15 protein-coding genes are annotated in these 19637 nt (G+C 62.4%); 8 read left to right on the plus strand and 7 right to left on the minus strand.

What is annotated here, in order from left to right; translation table 11 throughout:
* Positions 1-4: 4 nt before the first annotated feature.
* The 3 genes from sucB to KCX59_RS09085 form a co-directional block, all read right to left on the minus strand.
* On the minus strand, positions 5-1741 hold the full coding sequence (sucB, locus tag KCX59_RS09075; RefSeq protein ID WP_179017366.1) for a 2-oxoglutarate dehydrogenase, E2 component, dihydrolipoamide succinyltransferase: 1737 nt from the start codon (positions 1739-1741) through the stop codon (positions 5-7).
* A 111-nt stretch (positions 1742-1852) separates the two neighbouring features.
* Positions 1853-3235, minus strand: a complete 1383-nt coding sequence (gene lpdA, locus KCX59_RS09080) for a dihydrolipoyl dehydrogenase (RefSeq protein WP_026005508.1) — start codon at positions 3233-3235, stop codon at positions 1853-1855.
* Positions 3236-3531: 296 nt separating this feature from the next.
* Positions 3532-5055 carry a leucyl aminopeptidase gene (locus KCX59_RS09085; protein WP_179017365.1) on the minus strand — a complete coding sequence of 508 codons (1524 nt, stop codon included), beginning with the start codon at positions 5053-5055 and terminating at the stop codon, positions 3532-3534.
* 361 nt (positions 5056-5416) lie between these two features.
* On the opposite strand from KCX59_RS09085, the gene KCX59_RS09090 reads away from it, so the two are divergent.
* The 4 genes from KCX59_RS09090 to KCX59_RS09105 all read left to right on the plus strand — a co-directional run bounded on the left by KCX59_RS09090 (position 5417) and on the right by KCX59_RS09105 (position 10643).
* Positions 5417-6355, plus strand: coding sequence for a proteasome assembly chaperone family protein (locus KCX59_RS09090; protein WP_179017364.1), 939 nt, complete (start codon positions 5417-5419; stop codon positions 6353-6355).
* Between the two features lie 35 nt (positions 6356-6390).
* Positions 6391-7746 carry an MFS transporter gene (locus KCX59_RS09095; protein ID WP_179017363.1) on the plus strand — a complete coding sequence of 452 codons (1356 nt, stop codon included), beginning with the start codon at positions 6391-6393 and terminating at the stop codon, positions 7744-7746.
* An 83-nt stretch (positions 7747-7829) separates the two neighbouring features.
* A complete protein-coding gene (locus KCX59_RS09100; protein ID WP_179017362.1) occupies positions 7830-9083 on the plus strand; it encodes a DUF4192 domain-containing protein in 1254 nt (417 codons plus the stop codon).
* Between the two features lie 246 nt (positions 9084-9329).
* Positions 9330-10643, plus strand: coding sequence for an RNA polymerase sigma factor (locus KCX59_RS09105; protein ID WP_091466703.1), 1314 nt, complete (start codon positions 9330-9332; stop codon positions 10641-10643).
* A 212-nt stretch (positions 10644-10855) separates the two neighbouring features.
* On the opposite strand, the gene KCX59_RS09110 is transcribed toward KCX59_RS09105, so the two are convergent.
* A complete protein-coding gene (locus KCX59_RS09110) occupies positions 10856-11077 on the minus strand; it encodes a DUF7455 domain-containing protein (RefSeq protein WP_054809363.1) in 222 nt (73 codons plus the stop codon).
* 255 nt (positions 11078-11332) lie between these two features.
* Here KCX59_RS09110 and KCX59_RS09115 point away from each other — a divergent pair, with 255 nt between their 5' ends.
* Entirely contained in the window at positions 11333-13441 is a 2109-nt protein-coding gene (locus tag KCX59_RS09115) for a DNA gyrase/topoisomerase IV subunit B (RefSeq protein WP_017198883.1), read from the plus strand.
* Here the strand turns inward: KCX59_RS09115 and KCX59_RS09120 are convergent.
* Positions 13438-14649 carry an MFS transporter gene (locus KCX59_RS09120; RefSeq protein ID WP_179017361.1) on the minus strand — a complete coding sequence of 404 codons (1212 nt, stop codon included), beginning with the start codon at positions 14647-14649 and terminating at the stop codon, positions 13438-13440. The genes KCX59_RS09115 and KCX59_RS09120 overlap by 4 nt on opposite strands.
* A gap of 33 nt (positions 14650-14682) precedes the next feature.
* Here KCX59_RS09120 and KCX59_RS09125 point away from each other — a divergent pair, with 33 nt between their 5' ends.
* On the plus strand, positions 14683-15219 hold the full coding sequence (locus tag KCX59_RS09125; RefSeq protein ID WP_179017360.1) for a Chromate resistance protein ChrB: 537 nt from the start codon (positions 14683-14685) through the stop codon (positions 15217-15219).
* 21 nt (positions 15220-15240) lie between these two features.
* Here KCX59_RS09125 and KCX59_RS09130 read toward each other — a convergent pair whose 3' ends face one another.
* Both KCX59_RS09130 and KCX59_RS09135 read right to left on the minus strand, forming a co-directional pair.
* Positions 15241-16263, minus strand: coding sequence for a M56 family metallopeptidase (locus KCX59_RS09130; protein ID WP_091466709.1), 1023 nt, complete (start codon positions 16261-16263; stop codon positions 15241-15243).
* A 5-nt stretch (positions 16264-16268) separates the two neighbouring features.
* On the minus strand, positions 16269-16655 hold the full coding sequence (locus KCX59_RS09135; protein WP_011774471.1) for a BlaI/MecI/CopY family transcriptional regulator: 387 nt from the start codon (positions 16653-16655) through the stop codon (positions 16269-16271).
* A 280-nt stretch (positions 16656-16935) separates the two neighbouring features.
* Between KCX59_RS09135 and KCX59_RS09140 the strand changes: the two genes are divergently transcribed.
* Positions 16936-18534 (plus strand): cytochrome ubiquinol oxidase subunit I, encoded by a 1599-nt coding sequence (locus KCX59_RS09140; protein ID WP_178995540.1) that lies wholly within the window; start codon positions 16936-16938, stop codon positions 18532-18534.
* 18 nt (positions 18535-18552) lie between these two features.
* The gene (gene cydB / locus KCX59_RS09145; protein WP_179017359.1) at positions 18553-19635 is read left to right on the plus strand and encodes a cytochrome d ubiquinol oxidase subunit II; all 1083 of its coding nucleotides are present in this window, start codon (positions 18553-18555) and stop codon (positions 19633-19635) included.
* Positions 19636-19637 lie beyond the last annotated feature (2 nt).

A 19637-nucleotide genomic window follows, 5' to 3' on the forward strand; every position in this document is an offset into this window, starting at 1 on the left:
GCTCTTAGAGACCGAGGTCTGCTTCGAAAGCGCCTTCTTCAAGGCGAGCCTTGAGGGTCTGCAGGAAGCGGCCGGCATCCGCGCCGTCCACCAGGCGGTGGTCGTACGTGAGGGACAGGTACATCATGGAGCGGATAGCGATCGAGTCGTCGCCGTTTTCGTCGGCAACCACGACGGCGCGCTTGACGATGGCACCGGTTCCGAGGATGCCCACCTGGGGCTGGTTGATGATCGGGGTATCAAACAGTGCACCAACGGAACCGATGTTGGTGATGCTGAACGTGCCGCCGGAAAGCTCATCCGGGCCGATCTTGCCGTCGCGGGTACGGCCTGCGACATCGGCAATTTTGCTGGCCAAGCCGGCGAGGTTCAGGTTGCCGGCGTCGGAAATGACAGGTACCAGAAGGCCCTTGTCGGTATCCACAGCGATCGCCAGGTGCTCGGCGTTGTGGTACGTGATTTCCTGCTTGGCTTCGTCGTAAGCAGCATTCAGCTTGGGGTGCTGCTTCAAGGCTTCGGCTACAGCCTTGGCGATGAACGGGAGGAAGGTCAGCTTGACGCCGTTCTGGGCCTGGAACGAGTTCTTGGCCTTGAGGCGGAGCTTGGCAATCTTGGTCATGTCGACCTCGTGCACCTGGGTCAGCTGAGTGGAGACCTCAAGGGACTCGCGCATGCGGCGTGCAATGACCTGCCGGATGCGAGGGGCCTTCTCGGTGGTTCCACGCAGGGAGGATGCGACCACGGGGGCAGCGGCCTTGGCTGCGGGAGCTGCAGCCGGAGCAGCTGCAGCGGGGGCTGCGGCTGCCTGCTTTGCTTCCGCAGCAGCCAGAACATCCTGCTTGCGGATGCGGCCACCGACACCGGTGCCGGAGACCGATGAGATGTCTACACCGTGCTGGTTGGCAAGCTTACGGACCAGGGGAGTGACGTATCCGGACTCCGAGGACCCTTCAGCCGCAGGCGCAGCTGGAGCCTCGGCGGGTGCGGGTGCAGCTGCCGGAGCCGCGGGTGCGGCAGCGGGTGCCGGTGCAGCAGCGGGTGCCGGTGCAGCAGCGGGAGCAGCCGGAGCCTCGGCGGCAGGCGCTGCAGCCGGAGCGGGAGCCGATGCAGGAGCAGCTGCGCCGGAACCGATGATGGCAAGCACGGAGCCTACCTCTGCTGTTTCGTCCTCGCTGACGCGGATTTCCTGCAGGGTGCCGGCAACCGGAGAAGGAATTTCGGTGTCTACCTTGTCGGTGGAAACCTCGAGGAGGGGTTCGTCCACCTCAACGGTATCGCCAACAGCCTTGAGCCAGCGGGTGACAGTACCCTCGGTGACGCTCTCGCCCAATGCGGGGAGGGTTACTTCATGGCCTTCGCCTGAAGCAGCGGGTGCTTCAGCCGCCGGTGCTTCTTCAGCGGCGGGTGCGGCAGGAGCCTCTTCGGCCGGTGCTGCCTGCTCTGCGGGCGCGGCAGGAGCTTCCTCAGCCGGTGCGGACTCAGCTGCCGGAGCGGCGGAGCCGGAACCGTCGCCGATTCGGACCAAGGGGGCGCCTACTTCGGCCGTCTCGTCTTCAGCGACGAGGATTTCTTCGATGACGCCTGAGATCGGAGAAGGGATTTCGGTGTCTACTTTGTCGGTTGAAACCTCGAGCAACGGCTCGTCGATCTCCACCCGGTCACCAACCTGCTTGAGCCAGCGGGTGACGGTTCCTTCGGTGACACTCTCACCGAGGGCGGGCAAGTTAACGGATTCAGACATGTCGTCCCCGTTCTCCTTATTGATCTTTGTGCGGATGAATTCTGCTGGTTCGGATCGGGTGCACACGGCATATTCCGCTGCATGCACCCGATCCGTGGGTCTTGGTAAGACTTAGCCGTGGAGGGCCTTGCCCGCTAGGGCAAGGTGGGCTTCGCCCAGGCTTTCGTTCTGGGTGGGGTGGGCGTGGACCAGCTGGGCCACGTCCTCAGGGTAGGCTTCCCAGTTCACGATCAGCTGGGCCTCACCGATCTGCTCGCCCATGCGGGAGCCGATCATGTGGATGCCCACCACGGGGCCATCCTTCTGGCGAACAAGCTTGACGATGCCACCGGTGCCGAGGATTGAGCTCTTGCCGTTGCCGGCAAGGTTGTATTCCTGGGTCTGCACCTGGTCGTCGCCGAACTTTTCCTTGGCGGCTTTTTCTGTGTAGCCCACCGTGGCGATTTCAGGTTCGCAGTAGGTGACCTTGGGGATGTTGATGTCCTCGACGATTGCCGGGTTCAGGCCGGCGATTTCCTCGGCGACGAAGATGCCCTGCTGGTAGCCGCGGTGTGCGAGCTGGACGCCGGGGACGATGTCGCCGACGGCGTAGATGTTGCCAACGCCGGTGTGGAGGCGTTCGTTGGTGATGACGAAGCCACGGTCGATGGTGATGCCTGCTTCTTCGTAGCCAAGGTTGGCGGTCACCGGACCGCGGCCAACGGCTACGAGCAGGAGGTCGGCTTCGAACGTCTGGCCATCAACCAAGGTGACCTTGACGCCGTCGTCGTTCTGCTCAACGCCCTGGAAGAAGATGCCGGTGGTGAACTTGATGCCGCGCTTCTTGAAGGCGCGCTCAAGGTTCTTGACGATCGAGGCGTCCTCGTTCGGAACCAGGGAGGGGAGGCCTTCGATGATGGTGACATCCACGCCGAAGGACTTCCAGACGGACGCAAACTCGACACCGATGACGCCCCCGCCCAAGACGATGGCGCTCTTGGGGATGTAGTCCATGGTGAGGGCCTGGTCCGAGGTGATGACCTTGCCGCCGATTTCCAGGCCGGGGAGTGAACGGGAGTAGGAACCCGTGGCCAGGACAATGTTCTTGCCCGTGTAAGAGGTGCCGTTCACGACGACGGTGTTGTTGCCCTGGAGCTTGCCTTCACCCTCGATGACGGTGATGCCCTTGGACTTGATGAGTCCCTGGAGGCCCTTGAACTTACCGGCGATGATGCCGTCCTTGTACGCGTTCACGGCAGACATGTCGATGCTGTCGAGCGTGACGTTCACGCCATACTTGGCGGAATCGCGTGCATGGTCGGCCAGTTCGGCCGAGTGCAGGAGTGCCTTGGTGGGGATACAGCCGTTGTGCAGGCAGGTTCCGCCGAGCTTTGCCTTTTCCACAAGGCCAACGGTGAACCCAAGCTGTACGGCCCGCAGGGCAGTGGCGTAGCCGCCGCTGCCGCCACCGAGTACCAGGATGTCGAATTCTTGCGCAGTTGCCTGATCGGCCACTAAAACGCTCCCTCGCGTGAATGATGACACGGGACTGCGTGCCATCTGGTCTTTGGAACTTGTTCTGCCGTGATTATGCCAGCACCTAAGTTCTCTTGCATTTGTGACTATCGAGTTCACCTTAGCGAACCACCTACCCATGCTCCACCCTCTGCGGGCGTTTGTGGAGCGCTTGTGTCGAGACTCACGTTCACTTGTGACACAGCGCTACACCCCGCATAATTCCGGGGTTGCGCAGGCCCTGGACGGCGTTCGTCAGGGACCTGCGCAACCCGGAAGGGCGTGGGGGAGTGGTGCTAGGCGGAGACCGCCAAGAGATCCTCGGCGTAGGCAACCAGGGTGCGGACGGTGCATCCGGTTCCCTGCTTGGGCGTGTAACCATACGGGGCGCCGTTGTTGAACGAGGGACCGGCGATGTCCACGTGTGCCCACGGGATCTGCTGGCCGTCGCCGTTCTTGCCCACGAACTCACGAAGGAAGACTGCTGCGGTCATCATGCCACCGTTGCGTTCACCGATGTTGGCGAGGTCTGCCACCTGCGAGTCCAGGCTCGGCCGGAGTTCCTCAGGCAGCGGCATTGGCCAAACCAGCTCGCCGGCCCTGTCGGCCGCGGATTTCAGCGCTGCCGTGACTGAATCCGATCCCATGACGCCGGCAGTACGCAGGCCCAGGGCGATCAGCTGTGCGCCGGTGAGTGTTGCCACGTCAATGATGGCGTCGGGCTTCTCCATGCTCGCAGCGACGATGCCGTCGGCCATCACCAAACGCCCTTCAGCGTCCGTGTTCAGAACCTCAACAGTCTTGCCCCCGTAGATAGTGAAGACGTCCGCGGGCCGCGCTGCGGCGCCCGAGGGCATGTTCTCCGCGATGCAGAGCCACGCGGTGGCCTTGAGCGGCAGGCCGAGTGAGGCGATGGCCAGGACGGTATTAAGCACGACGGCGGCGCCCGCCATGTCGCTCTTCATGTCACCCATGCCGAGGGCCGGCTTAATGGAGATGCCTCCGGTGTCGAACGTGATGCCTTTGCCGACGAGGGCGATCTTCTGCGTGGCTTTCGCGGGAGCGTATTCCACCTTGACGAGGCGGGGCTGGCGGGTAGAGCCCTTGCCGACGCCGAGGATGCCTCCGAAGCCTTCCTTTTCCAGGCGCTTTTCATCCCAGACCGTGATCTTGACCGGAAGGCCCTTGGCGAGTTCCTTGGCGGACTCGGCGAACGACTCGGGGTACAGGTGGCTCGGGGGCTGGTTGACCAAGGTGCGGGTCGCGTTGACCGCGCGGGCGAGCACAATTGCCCGGTCCAGTGCGGGCTGGGCGGACTTGGCATCGACATCCGAGAAAATGAAGGCCTTGGCCACTGGGGCCTTCAGCCCATCCTTGCTGGATCGGTGCTCCGTGTAGGAGTAAGCGCCCAGGGCGGCTCCTTCGGCGACCGCGGCGACGTCGGTGAGGGTCGCAGTCGGGAAGGCCAAAGTGACTGAAGCGGCACCGGCAAGCTGGCGAACAGCGGATCCTGCGGCACGCCGGAGCGCTTCTTCGCTGAGGCTGCCCGCATCGGACAGCTTTCCTACGCCTGCAAGGACAAGAATCCCCGAGCCTGTTTCCGGCAGGCCCGGAAGCCGGTGAACCTGGTCCGCGGCGCCGGTGATCCCCAGAAGCTGCAGGGAGCCCGCAACGGATTCGGCGGCTTTCGCACTCAACGGGTTGGACAGCAGTACCGGCCCGTCCGCGCCTTGGGCAACGCCAATCACAAGTGCGTCGCTGGGGGACTTTTTCAGGTCCTTGGCGATGATGCCCAGGATGATGTCAGTAGTCTTGACCACGAGGATGTGTCCTCACTTCTCTCTGCATTGCATGGCGGCCCGCATGTTTGGCGGCCTGCCCCGGTACGCGCCCGACGTCTTTCTGCTACGGCGGCCTTGGTCTTCAGGTCCAGCGTCGCAAAAGGACGTCGGCCCGCTTCGATCGTAGTCTCTTGAACGCTGCGGACGGCAATTAAATGAGAGCTGCGGCACATCGAGGGCAGGAATGCCGTCATGGCGTGGAGCGTTGTATGGATTAATAGAGTCCCGCAGCCAAACAATGGTGCCCGGCGTGCCCATATCGCTGGGTGTCATGGGCCAGGTGCCATGTGGTTGGCGCCCGGGACTTCCCCTAACTTTGTCATTGCGAAAGGAACACGCCGTGTTTGAACGGATATCCGGCTCCCTCCTGGACCCCGAATCGCTGTACGCGCGAAACATTGAGACCTTCCACAGCCCCGAGCTTCGCGGCCTGAACATGGTCATGGGGTTCACGGGTTTTGCCGATGCCGGTCACGTGGTCCGGCAGATCAACGCGGAACTGTTGGACGAACTGGGTGCGGAGGTGGTGGCCATGTTCGATGCCGACCAACTCATCGACTACCGTTCGAGGCGGCCCCACATCAGCTTCGTGGAAGACCACCTGCAGGACTACCAAGCGCCAAAGCTCGGCCTTTACAAGCTGAATGACGGCCTCGGTCAGCCGTTCCTGCTGCTTGCCGGCTTCGAACCAGACCTGCAGTGGGAGCGCTTCTCGAGGGCCGTCGTCGGAATTGTTGAAGAGCTGGACGTCAACCTGGTGACCTGGATCCATTCCATCCCCATGCCCGTCCCGCACACGCGGCCCGTTGGAGTGACGGTTCATGGCAATATGCCTGAACTCATTGAGGGAATTTCAAGTTGGAAACCCACGGTAGATGTTCCTGCTGCCATTGGACACATCCTGGAACTCCGGCTCACCGAAGCGGAACGCAATGTGGCCGGCTACGTCATCCATGTCCCGCATTACCTGTCTGAAGCGGAGTACCCGCCGGCCGCCGTCGCCGGTTTGGAATACCTGGGGGCGGCAACCTCCCTCATGCTGCCAACGGACAGGCTCCGGGAAGCCGGGCGTGAAGTGGGCCGCCAGATCGCTGAGCAGATCGAGGCTTCTGAAGAAGTTCAGGCAGTAGTCACAAATCTCGAGACGCGCTACGACGAGAAATCCGAGGGCATCGTCCGCCGCTCGCTGCTGGCAGATTCGAATGATGAGCTGCCCAACGCCGAGGATATTGGAGCTGCCGTAGAGGCCTATCTGGCGCGTAAAGACTCGCCTCAATAAATCAGCTTTGAGTTGCCGGCAGGCATAATTGTTGGGTGAATGCTCCCCGCGCCTGGCTCATCTGGACGATCGGCGTGTTCGCCTACCTGGTGGCGGTGGCGCAGAGAACCTCGTTTGGCGTCGCAGGGCTGGAAGCTACTGAGCGGTTCCATGCCAGCGCCGCTGCCATCTCCTTCTTCACGGTGCTTCAACTCCTGGTCTATGCAGGGCTGCAGATCCCCGTCGGTGTTCTGGTGGACAGGTTCGGTTCGCGGGCCATGGTGGCAGGTGGTGCAGTGCTCATGGGACTGGGGCAGTTGCAGTTGGCCTTTGCGGACAGTGTTCCCGGTGGCGTCCTGGGCCGCGTCCTGGTGGGAGCCGGCGATGCGATGACCTTCATTTCGGTGATCCGCCTGGTCCCGTTGTGGTTCGCTCCTGCCAAGGTTCCGCTGGTCACTCAACTGACTGGCATGTGCGGCCAGCTCGGCCAACTCTTCAGCGTGGTTCCGTTCGCGCTGCTTCTTCACTCGGCCGGATGGACGCCCGCGTTCCTCACCCTGGCAGCCATGTCCGTACTGGCAGTAGTCCTCGTGCTCGCAGTGCTTCGGGACGCACCACCCGGGCACCCGCCCCGGGACACCGGCCAGGGCCTCCGTGCCACCGGTATCTCGCTGTCCCGCGCGTGGAAACAGCCCGGCACCCGGCTGGGCCTCTGGAGCCACTTCACAGTGCAGTTCAGCGGGAACCTGTTTGCCATGACATGGGGCTATCCCTTCCTGTTATCGGCGCAGGGACTCGATGCCGGGACCGTCTCCGGGCTCATGGCACTATTTGTTGCGACGGCGATCGTTGCCGGCCCTGGTTTTGGCCGGTTCGTCTCTAAACATCCCATGCGAAGATCCGCAATGGTCCTGCTGATTGCGTTGGCTACAGCCTTGGCCTGGGCCGCCGTGCTGGTTCTTCCTGAGCGCGCCCCGCTGTGGCTCCTGGCCGTCTTGGTGGTGGTACTGGCTGTGGGTGGGCCCGGGTCCATGATCGGATTCGACTTCGCCAGGACATTCAATCCTTCGCATCGAATCGGCACGGCAACCGGCATCGTCAACGTTGGCGGTTTTATTGCGGCGCTCGTCGCCATTTACCTCATCGGTCTGGTACTCGACCTCCTGTACGCCAGTGGCTTCTCCGGCGGTGATTTGTACGGGCTTGCGCCGTTCCGTATTGCCCTCAGTGTTCAGTTCGTTCTTCTTGGCCTTGGTACGGTGCTCATCCTGGTAACACGGCGGAAGGTGCGACGCCAGATGGCATCCCAGGGGATTCACGTGCAGCCGCTGCTGGCCGCCCTTGCCAGGCAGCGTCGGGAACGGATCGAGCGGCGACGTGCCGCACGAACCGTTTCTCCGGACGAGCCCTAGGCGGTCCGCGCTGCTGCGGCAGCTTTTCCACATACGCGTGATGGTTACTGTCTCCTCCGGCAGGACTTGAGCAGGGTGGAACCATGACTTCCAACAGAACGCTTAGCATCCACCAACCCGAAGACATTCTTGGCTACATTCCCCACATGCTGGGTTACTGGCCCGAGGACAGCCTTGTGGCCATCACCATGCAAGGGAAGGTCCTTGGCGCCACACTGCGGGTGGACCTGCCGAACCTTGATTCACCACAAGCCCGCTCGGGTTTCGCGGACCAGATCCGCAATTTCCTGATCGCCGATGAGGACGCTAACGGGGTGGTGCTTGCCGTCTACACCGACTCCGGATGGGAGGACGGCGATGTGGTCCGGCAGGCAATTCCGCTGCTCGAAGCCCTCCAGCGGAGTCTGGACGAGGTTGATTTATCGGTCCGGGACGCGTGGCTGGTTGGCTCCGAGTACTGGCGCAGCGCCTACTGCACAGATCTTCAATGTTGCCCGGTGCCGGGATTGCCTGTTGATCGCATCAAGAACAGCAGGCTCAGTGCAGAACTGGTGTACCGGGGGAGCTCCATCGGGCCGTCGCCGAGGAGCGGGCCCGGACAGCCCCGGCTTTCAAGTCCGGGGACGTTGGACCCTCTGGTGCTGGCAGCAGAGACACGCTATGGGAAGCAGATTCTCGGTGGGTGGCGGAGCGAGCGGTGTCTGGACGCCGTCCTTGCTGTGTGGCACCACGTGCTTAAGAGATGTGAAGCGGATGACTCACTCCAGCCCGGGGTTGACGCGGAAATCCTGGGCTTCCTCAGAACCACCCTGAGAGTCCCGGCGTGGCGGGACGCTGTGGTTGTCATGGCGGCAGCAGGCATGGAGTCCGCAAAGTCCGGTGCTGCGGCGTTCGGACTTTTCAGCGAAGACGACGCAGGCACGCCTTTCGACCCACAAGAACTCGGCGTACCGGCCCCGGCCGTTCCGGCTGCCAAAGTTCATCATGAGCCCGATACGTCCGGGGATGTCTTCACCTACGGAGATGTCCTACTGGGCATGCGACCGCACATGCCTTGTTGGAACACCCTTGACGCATTGCAACAGGTTCTTGCCGGGCTATGTGTCGACGACGAATCCGGCGTAGTGCCTGCAGCGGCATTGACCCTTCAGGGCTGGATTTCCTGGTGCAAGGGGCGTGGATCCGTTGCGCACGCCTGCCTTAGCCGGGCGGAGGCTGCGCAACCGGGATACCGGCTGGCCGAACTGCTCATGGACCTTCTGGGACAGGGGAGCATCTGCACCTGGGCGCGGAGCTCCGAGACCGCATGGCGCGGGTTCAAGGACACGGTGGCCTAGGGGGTTTGAAAATTCCCTAGGCATGCGTTTCGCAAAACCGTGAGACAATGGATGCCGAGACCCGGTTGGGTCCGCGTTCGAATGCCTGAATTGGCCCCTTCATCGGGAACAAAACAGTGTCGTCGGGAGTTCTCTATAGAGACTCTGCAGGCGGCGATCGCATTTGAAATTGATCGCGGACTTGACAGGGTCATAGTGGTGTTGCCCGTATGGTGATTCCACAGACCGCCGCTAGAAAGGTTTTCTGTGACCCCGTCTTCCGTCGAGAAGGAACCCGCCGCCCAGGCCGAATTGTCCGCTGAGGAAAAGAAGGCGGCAACATCGGCAAAGCGCGCAGCGACACGTGCTGCCAACAAGGCCTCAGAGGGCGACTCTGACAAGCCGGCACCCAAGAAGCGTGGACCCAAGCCCGGCGCGAAGGCCGCCGCTGAGGCCGCGAACAAGTCCTCAGGATCCGACGCTGAGGATTCCAGCGGCGAGGATGAAGACTTTGATCCCGCAGCTGCCGAGGAAGTCGAAGTCGGAGAAGATGACGTCGAGGACGGCGCCACGGCTACCAAGGACAAGGCTGCTCCCTCAGGTACGGGATTCGTCTACTCCGATGCCGACGACGACGACGCCCCTGTCCAGCAGGTCATGTCGGCCGGTGCTACTGCCGACCCCGTCAAGGATTACCTGAAGCAGATCGGCAAGGTCGCACTGCTGAACGCAGAGCAGGAAGTTGACCTCGCCCTTCGGATCGAGGCCGGCCTCTTTGCCGAGGAAAAGATCAACGCTGACGACGGATCCATGGATCCCAAGCTCAAGCGTGAGCTTGAATTCGTCATTCACGATGGCAAGCGTGCCAAGAACCACCTGCTCGAAGCCAACCTGCGCCTGGTCGTTTCATTGGCCAAGCGCTACACCGGCCGCGGCATGCTCTTCCTGGACCTGATCCAGGAAGGCAACCTGGGCCTTATCCGTGCAGTTGAGAAGTTCGACTACACCAAGGGCTTCAAGTTCTCCACCTACGCAACCTGGTGGATCCGTCAGGCGATTACCCGCGCCATGGCAGACCAGGCCCGCACCATCCGCATTCCGGTGCACATGGTGGAAGTCATCAACAAACTGGCCCGCGTACAGCGCCAAATGCTTCAGGACCTCGGCCGCGAACCGACGCCTGAAGAGCTGGCACTCGAGCTGGACATGACGCCTGAGAAGGTTGTCGAGGTCCAGAAGTACGGCCGCGAGCCGATTTCGCTCCACACCCCGCTGGGTGAGGACGGTGACTCGGAGTTCGGTGACCTGATTGAGGACTCCGAGGCTGTGGTCCCTGCCGACGCCGTGAGCTTCACGCTCCTGCAGGAGCAGCTGCACTCGGTTTTGGACACCCTGTCCGAGCGCGAAGCCGGAGTTGTGGCAATGCGCTTCGGCCTGACCGACGGCCAGCCGAAGACTTTAGACGAAATCGGCAAGGTCTACGGCGTCACGCGCGAGCGTATCCGCCAGATCGAATCCAAGACCATGTCCAAGCTGCGGCACCCGTCCCGCTCGCAGGTCCTGCGGGACTACCTGGACTAATAACATCCCAGAACCGGTGATGAGAGCGGCCCAGTCGGAATTCCGGCTGGGCCGCTTTTTCTTGTTGGCCACAACAAGCTGGACGCAACAAGCTCAACGCAACAAGTTCAACGCAACAAGTTCAACGCAACCAGTTCAACGCAACAAGGCCCCTCCCGTGTGGGAGGAGCCTTGTCATGTAATCAAAAAGGGTTTCCGGATAACCGGACTGCCTAGTCGACGGGGACGGGAGCCTTCTCGTTGAGGCGCTCGGTCTCATCGTGCCAGCCGGAAGTCATTGGCCGAAGCGTAGCTTCAACTGCACGTGCGTGGTGGCCGCAGAAGAGCAGCTCACCACCGGAGGACTCGAGTACAACGCGGACGTACGCCTGGGCTCCGCAACGGTCACAGCGGTCAGCTGCGTTCAGCGTGCGGTCTGCAACTGCTGTTGTCATGTCGGCCTCCTTAGTAGTTCTGTACATCCATATAACCAGCATTCGAGGCAGATCCATGGCAAGGATGGGTCACTTTCGCTGTCCGCGTATCACATGTGCGTAACGTAACCAGGCAGGCAGCGCCCGCGCTGGAGTGGCAAACGGCGCCTGATGACTTCCCCGGCTACGCTTGTACGGGCAGTGTTTGCCTTGAATTACCAGTCAACACACGGCTGGGAAGCACCCGGAGATATACCCCGAAGGAGCACACCGCGAGTGGCACCGAGTTCTGAATACAACGCCCGGCATCTGTCTGTCCTTGAGGGCCTGGAAGCCGTTCGCAAGCGCCCGGGCATGTACATCGGCTCCACTGACTCGCGCGGCCTCATGCACTGCTTATGGGAAATCATCGATAACGCCGTGGATGAGGCTCTTGCAGGCTTTGGACATGACATTAAAGTCATCCTGCATGCCGACAACTCCGTGGAAATCCACGACGACGGCCGCGGTATCCCCGTGGACGTAGAGCCCAAGACAGGCCTCTCCGGCGTCGAAGTCGTGTTCACCAAACTGCACGCGGGCGGCAAGTTCGGCGGCGGTTCCTACACAGCCTCGGGCGGTTTGCATGGCGTCGGAGCTTCGGTGGTGAACGCTTTGTCCAGCCGCCTTGATGTCCAGGTGGACCGGGGCAGCAAGACCTACCAGATGTCGTTCCGCCGCGGCGAGCCGGGACGCTTCGTGGATTCCGGTGCAAAACCAAGCCCCAATGCACCCTTCGAGCCGTTCGTTGAGAACTCGGTGCTGGATGTTGTGGGCAAGGCAAAGCGTGGCGTCACGGGAACTCGCGTGCGTTATTGGGCAGACCGTCAAATTTTCACCCCTGACGCCAAGTTCTCCTACGACGACCTGGCCGCACGGGCCCGCCAAACATCGTTCCTTGTGCCCGGCCTGAAAATCACCGTGCGCGACGAGCGCAAGCTGGCCGGAACACCTGGAGAGGCCGGTGTCCATGAGGAAGTGTTCCATCACGATGGCGGCATCTCCGAGTTTGTCGAGTTCCTCGCTGCCGATTCCGGAGTGACGGATGTCTGGCGCCTTCACGGTTCTGGAAAATTCAAGGAAACCGTTCCGGTCCTCGATGAGAACGGGCACAGCAAGATCGCGGAAGTTGAACGTGACTGCGAGGTGGACATCGCCCTGCGTTGGGGCATCGGTTACGAGACCACTATGCGCAGCTTCGTCAACATCATCGCAACGCCCAAGGGCGGAACGCACCAGTCCGGTTTTGAGGCCGCCCTGCTGAAGACCTTCCGCAAGGCCGTGGAGACGAACGCGCGCAAGCTCAAAGCCGGCAACGACAAGATTGAGAAAGACGACATTCTCGCCGGGCTGACTGCCGTCCTGACTGTCCGGCTTGCGGAGCCGCAGTTCGAGGGGCAGACCAAGGAGATCCTTGGTACCTCGGCGGTACGGGCAATCGTGGCCAAAGTGGTTGAGAAGGAAATAACTACAAGGCTGAACTCGGCCAACCGCAACGACAAAGCCCAGTCGGCGCTCCTCCTGGAGAAGATGGTCGCCGAGATGAAGTCGCGCATCTCTGCCCGCGTGCACAAGGAAACCCAGCGCCGCAAGAACGCCCTGGAAACTTCGTCAATGCCCACCAAGCTTGCAGACTGCCGTACTGATGACGTCGCGCGCTCTGAACTGTTCATCGTTGAGGGTGACTCGGCGCTCGGTACTGCCAAACTTGCCCGCTCATCCGACTTTCAGGCACTGCTGCCCATCCGCGGCAAGATCCTGAACGTCCAGAAAGCATCCGTAGGCGATATGTTGTCCAACGCTGAGTGCGCGGCGTTGATCCAGGTTGTGGGCGCCGGCTCGGGTCGAAGCTTCGACATTGACGCTGCCCGTTACGGCAAGGTCATTCTCATGACTGACGCCGACGTTGACGGTGCGCACATCCGCACACTGCTGCTCACCCTGTTCTTCCGATACATGCGTCCCATGGTCGAGGCCGGCCGCGTGTTTGCCGCTGTCCCGCCCCTGCACCGCGTGGAAGTGATCAACCCCGGCCAGAAGGCCAATGAGATGATCTACACCTACTCAGAGGCCGAGCTTCACGTGCTTCTCTCCAACCTTGCCAAGGAAGGAAAACGCTACAAGGAACCTATCCAGCGGTATAAGGGTTTGGGCGAAATGGACGCTCAGCAACTGGCCGAGACCACTATGGATCCACGACACCGGACCCTCCGGAAGGTGGGCATCGATAGCGCCCAACGTGCCGAGGAAGTCTTCGATCTTTTGATGGGCTCGGACGTGGCGCCGCGCAAGGAGTTCATTATTGCCGGCGCGGCCACCCTGGACCGGGAGCGCATCGACGCCTAGCTCGGCTTTGACGGAGCCGGGGCACCATCAGCGGTTTGTGGCGTGGGGGCGCCCGGGGCGGCGAACGTAGCCGCTCCCACCACCAAGGCCAAGGCGCCCAGACCCCAAGGCAGCCCGGCCGCTACGGCAACGCCTCCCACCAGCAGCGGCCCACCGGCGTCGCCAAGTTCACGGCCCAGCTCGGCTGAGCCCATGGTTCTACCGAGGCGTTCGGCCGGTGTTGCATCGGCCAGGTGGGCGAATGCGAGAGGTGTGGACACGCCGATTCCCGTACCGATGAGCACGGCCGCGACGTAGATCCCCGTTGCTCCCGGCAACAAGCCGGCTATCAGGGTGCCTATGGAGATGGCGAGCAGGCCGGCCACCATGCCGGGCCTGTCGGCGATTCTTCCTTGGTCCCGCAGCTGGCCGACGCGGGGCTGTATCAGCGCGGAAGCTACTGCGAGCACTGTGACTACGGCAACGCTGCCGGCCGTGCCAAGCCCTTCCCGTGCTGCCAGCGCAGGGAGGAAGCCGACGGCGGCACCCAGTGCTCCCGTGGCAGCGGCCAACACCAGGGTTGGTCCAAGAAACGACCGTTGGGTGCTTTGTCGCCAAACATCGACGATGGTGTACCGGGGGCGGGGAAGCGGCTGCAGGCGGGGCACTGAAGCAAGGGCCCACACGGCCACTGCCAGGCCCAGGGCCGCCAGGATCCCGAACAGCAGGCTGAATCCGCCGGTGATGATGGCCAGGGCTCCGAGCAGCGGTCCAATAGCGTAGCCGAGTCCTTTCCAGGAGCCATAGCGGCCAAAGTAGTGCCCGGTCTTGCCGCCTGCCAGCCGGGCAACGCTAGCGGACGAAGCCGGGGAGAAGGCTGAAGCTGCCATCCCTTGGCCAAGTCGCGCGGCGGCGAGCATGGCGGGCTGATCCGCCGATAATCCAATCAGGGAGGCCGCGGAGAAAGCCACCAGCCCACCCACGATGACCGGCTTGGGTCCGATGCGATCGCTGAGGGCGCCGAAAACGGGTTTGAGGAACACTTCCGCGATGTCGTACAAAGCCAGCAGAACGCCCAGGGCAAGCAAACTCAAACCGATGTCCGCGCTTTCTGCCCCAAGGCCCGCTGCGACAGCATGGGCGCCAAAGGCGGTGGTAAATCCCGCGGCGTAGAGGGGCCAACGCTGGCTGGCTGCAACGGAAGATGTAAGAGTGATCGTGGCTTTCACAGTACGAATGTAACAGCTGCTACATTCGTAAGTGTGATTGATGAACAGTGGTTGTTGATTTTGGTGCAGGTTCCTGCGCAGCCATCCCGGCACAGGGTGGCGGTGTGGCGCGAACTGCGCCGGATCGGGGCTGTTCCTTTGTCGCCGGGTACTTGGGTTCTGCCTGCCCATCCGGCCTTCGATGAAGGCCTCGCGCGAGCTGCGGCGCTGGTGGCAAAGGGCGATGGTTCCTGGACGTTGGTGGACGCTGCGCCCCGGGACGCAGGTGCGGACACGTTCCGTAGCGCATTCGAAGATGCCCGGCTGGAAGAGTGGAACGAGTTCACGGCCGATTGCGGCAAATTTGAGCAGGAGATAGCCAAAGAGATCTCGAGGGAGAAGTTCACTTTCGCCGAACTGGAGGAAGAAGAACAAAGCCTGGAGCGTTTGAGACGCTGGTACAGGGAGTTGAAGTCGCGCGATGTGCTTCATTTGCCGCAGGCGGCTGTTGCCTCAGAGCGCCTGGCTCGCTGTGCCGAGGCCTTGGAAGGCTACGCGTCCTTGGTGTACGAGGCGACGCTTCCCCAGTAGCCGGTCAAGCCAGGCAATCCGTCAGCCCAGTAGTCCCGGAACGATCAACAGTGCAGTGGGCACCGCAAGCAGCAAGGCGGAGGCGGCCAGGACCAGTGCCCGTGCAGCCCTGGTGAGTGGAGGCTTGGGTGAGAGCAGGCGGCTGACGCGTGACGCCGTCGTGCGTGGGGAGTCGGCACCGCCGGTGGCGCTGACTGCATTGCCCTCGACAACGGCGCCCCCTGCGCTGAGTGCCTGGCCGCCGGCCAGTGCCTGACGCCCGCTGACGGACTGCCCGTCCAGGGCGGGCTGTGTGGTGCCGCTGGCAACAATGGCGATGGCCTTGATCAGGGTGCCCTTGCTTTCGGTGCGGAGGGCGACGTCGTCGGCCAGCATTTCGATCAGGGAGTTCACCGCGGTCTGGGCCAGCCGGGTGGTGGGGAACCATGGCAGGGCCTGACGCCAGGCAGCAAAGGCCCAAAGGAGGAGATCGTGGCGCTGGGACAGGTGCGCGTTCTCGTGAATCAGCACAGCCCGGAGTTCAGCTGGTTCCAGTGCTGCCATCAGGCCGTCGGAGAGTACCGTTACGGATCGGGCGCCGCCAGGGAGGCAGTAGGCGACGGGGGAGTCGTGGTTGATCACCACGGTGCCGGGGCCGTCGTCCGACGGTGACGCCAGAAGGGCCAGCAGCTCGCGGTGGCGTCGCCGCTGGCGTTCAATCTTGTAATAGGTCAGCAGCAGGGTGAAGACCAGGTGGGCGGTCAACAGTGCCGCTGCGGAGAGCGCAAAAAGGTGCCAGAAGCCCAGCGCCGTGGTGGGTTCGTTGTTGAAGACCATCCCGGCCAGGCTCTTGAGTCCCGCAATGAGGTTGTCCCCGATGGGCTCGAGTCCGTAAACGAGCATGGCCCCGATCATGGACAAGCCACCAGCGAGGGCGATCGCTTGCCACAGCACCATGGCGGTGAAGGGGGATCGTGCCGGCCACTGTGCGCGCGACAGGAGTACGGGTACTGGCCACGCCAGAATGATTGCCAGGACCGCAAGCAGGTATGAGGTCCAGAACATAGTGGCTAATTGTAGCCGAGCAGTTTGCGCAGGGTAGCGGCTTCACTTTCGGTGACGGAACCAATGAAGCGTGCCAGGACGGCCTCGCGGTCCGGAGCCGAGCCCAGGACTTCGTGCATGAGTTCGGCGGTGTGATCGGCGCGGCTGGAGACGGCTTGGTAGCGGTGTGGCCGCGTTCCGCGTTCGCGCTCCACCAGGCCCTTCTTTTCCAGGCGTGAGAGCACAGTGAGGACCGTGGTTACGGCCAGATCCTTGCCTTGATGACCCGCGGTGCCGTCACCGGCCTCGGAATCCTGCGCCAGGAGATCGCGCAGTGTGTTGGCGGTTGCAGCCTCCTGGCCTGCCCAGAGCAGATCCATCACTGCCCGTTCCAGTTCCCCAAGACTTGCCATTTATACGTCCCTACCTTCCGCTTCCCGGTGCAGGGTGGCTGCTGCCGGGAGCGATGATCCAACATTCCACAATAAATCTACCGCTTTTCAGAGCTTCATTCTACGTGAGGTAGAACTATCGGCGCGCCGCGCCCCTGAGCGATCCCTTGCGCGTGGGTTACGCCACTTGAAGAATGTGTTTCGTCTCCCTCCGTTTGTTCTACACTGTGTAGAAGAGAAGTTTTCTACGTAACGTAGAAGTAAGGTCATCGTACTTCGGTCCACCGCACAAAGGACAGCCATGGACGCCTTGGAAATCGCACGCTGGCAGTTTGGTATCACTACCGTCTACCACTTCATGATGGTGCCGCTCACCATTGGCCTCGGCCTGGTAGTGGCCATCATCCAGACCATTTGGTACCGCACCGGCAAGCCCGAGTACCTGCGGATGACCAAGTTCTGGGGAAAGCTCTTCCTCATCAACTTCATCATGGGCGTAGCCACCGGCATCGTCCAGGAATTCCAGTTCGGTATGGCGTGGAGTGAGTACAGTCGTTTCGTCGGGGATGTTTTTGGTGCGCCGCTGGCCCTCGAAGCACTGTTGGCCTTCTTCGTTGAATCCACCTTCCTGGGACTGTGGATCTTTGGCTGGAAGCAACTCAAGCGCGGCGTCCACCTGGCGTGCTTGTGGATCGCCGTGATTGGTTCAGTCTTCTCCGCATACTTCATCATCGTGGCCAACTCCTGGATGCAGCACCCCGTGGGCGTTGAGATGGTGGATGGCCGGCCCGTGATGACCGATGCCTGGGCTGTGTTCACCAACAACACGGCGCTGGTTGCGGTGCCCCACACACTGTTCGGTGCACTGGCTGTCGCGGGCGCCTTCCTGTTGGGTATCGCCTGGTACCACCTCTGGCGTCGCCGCCACGATGGCATTGATGTGGTGGGCAAGGACGGCAAGCTGGTTCCCGGCGAGGCCGCAATCCCGGGCCGTGACAAAGCCGACTACACCGTATGGATGACATCCTTGCGAATTGGCGCAGTGGTGGCCATGATCTCCTTCGCAGGAACGGCCATCACAGGTGACCTCCAGGGCAAACTGATGTTCGAGCAGCAGCCCATGAAGATGGCCGCAGCGGAAGCTGCCTGCCATGACGGCACGGGCTTCTCGGTCCTGAGCGTCGGCAACCTCGGTGCCACCAACTGCGACGACATCGTGGCTGTCATCGAAGTACCCGGCATCCTCTCCTTCCTGGCCAAGGGCGACTTCACCACCGAGGTCAAGGGCGTGAACAGCCTGCTGGGTGAGTACAAGGAGAAGTACGGCACCCACCTGCCGGACAACCCGCTGTACGGTGAGCGCGCCGGACAGGAAATCCAGTACGTGCCTGTCATGGAAGTGACCTACTGGGGCTTCCGCATGATGATCGGCTTCGGTGGCCTCGCCGCATTCGCGGCACTGTTGGCCCTCTGGGTCACCCGCAAGGGTGTGGTTCCCGGGTCAAAATGGCTCATGCGTCTTGCCGTCCTGGGGATCCTCGCACCGTTCGGCGCCAACGCCGCAGGCTGGATCTTTACCGAAATGGGCAGGCAGCCGTTCGTGGTGGCCCCCAACCCCGACATGAACGGAATCGACCAGGTCTTCATGTTCACCGCTGCCGCGGTATCTCCTGGGGTCAGCGCAGGAGAGCTCATGACCTCGCTGGTAGTCCTCACCGCCATCTATGCCGTGCTGCTGGTGGTGGAGGTGAAGCTCTTGGTCAAGTACGTCCGCGGTGGCGTGGCCTCGGCGATGCCCGAACTGGGCCGCACGCAGGACTCAGACGACCAACATGACAAGAACGACGACGGCACCGGACCGGACAAGTCCGGCGACGACGTCCTGGCATTCGCCTACTAAGGCCAAGGGGTACTGACAATGGAACTGTTGCCAACCATCTGGTTCGTAGCCATCGCCGTGTTGTGGACCGGTTATCTCTTCCTGGAGGGTTTCGACCTCGGCGTCGGCATGCTCATGAAGCTGTTTGCCCGCCACAACACCGACCGCCGCGTGCTGCTGAACACCATAGGCCCGGTATGGGACGGCAATGAGGTGTGGCTGCTCACCGCAGCCGGTGCCACCTTCGCAGCCTTCCCTCTCTGGTACGCCTCGCTGTTCTCCAGCCTCTACCTCCCGCTACTGGCAGTCCTGGCCGCCTTGATCTTCCGGGCAGTCGCTTTCGAATACAGGGGCAAGGTGGACTCCGAGCAGTGGCGCAACCGCTGGGACTGGGCGATCGCGATCGGGTCCTTCGTGGCCGCGTTCGGCATCGGCGCAGCCTTGGCGCTCACCACCACTGGCCTGCCCTTGAATGCCAATGGGGACCGCGTCGGTGGCCCAATGTCCTGGTTCAGCGGCTACGCACTCCTTGGCGGTTTCGGTGTGGTGGCGTTTGCCCTGGTACACGCCCTGGCGTTCCTTGCCCTTAAGACCGACGGCGACGTGCGGCACCGCGCCCGCCGCTGGTTCATTCGACTGGTGCCGTTCGCGGTATTGCCGATGTTCGGCTGGATGGTGGCCGTCCAGTTCCTGAGCGGTAAGCCCTGGACCTGGGCCCTGGTGGCAGCAGCTATCGTCGCAGTGGTCCTGGCGTGGCGGCTGGCCCGAGCCGGGTCCGAAGGGCGCGCCTTCAGTGCCCTCGGCGCGTTCATTGTGTGCGCCACTGTCTCGATCTTCGGAGCTGCCTTCCCGGTGGTCATCCCCTCCACGATCGATCCCGCCTTCAACTTGACCATCTCCAATGCCTCGTCCTCGGACTACACGCTGGGCCTCATGAGCATCGTTGCAGCCGTTGGCCTGCCACTCGTGATTGCCTACCAGTCATGGACGTACTGGGTGTTCCGTCGGCGCGTAAGCGCGGCCCACATCCCCGAAGCCCACGGGTTCCTGCCAGCCATCGCCGCCAAGGTGATGATGCCCAAGGACAGCTCGCCGGCCACACCACGCAAATCGGGAGAATAGCC

Source organism: Paenarthrobacter nitroguajacolicus (assembly GCF_051027655.1).
Classification (GTDB): domain Bacteria; phylum Actinomycetota; class Actinomycetes; order Actinomycetales; family Micrococcaceae; genus Arthrobacter; species Arthrobacter nitroguajacolicus.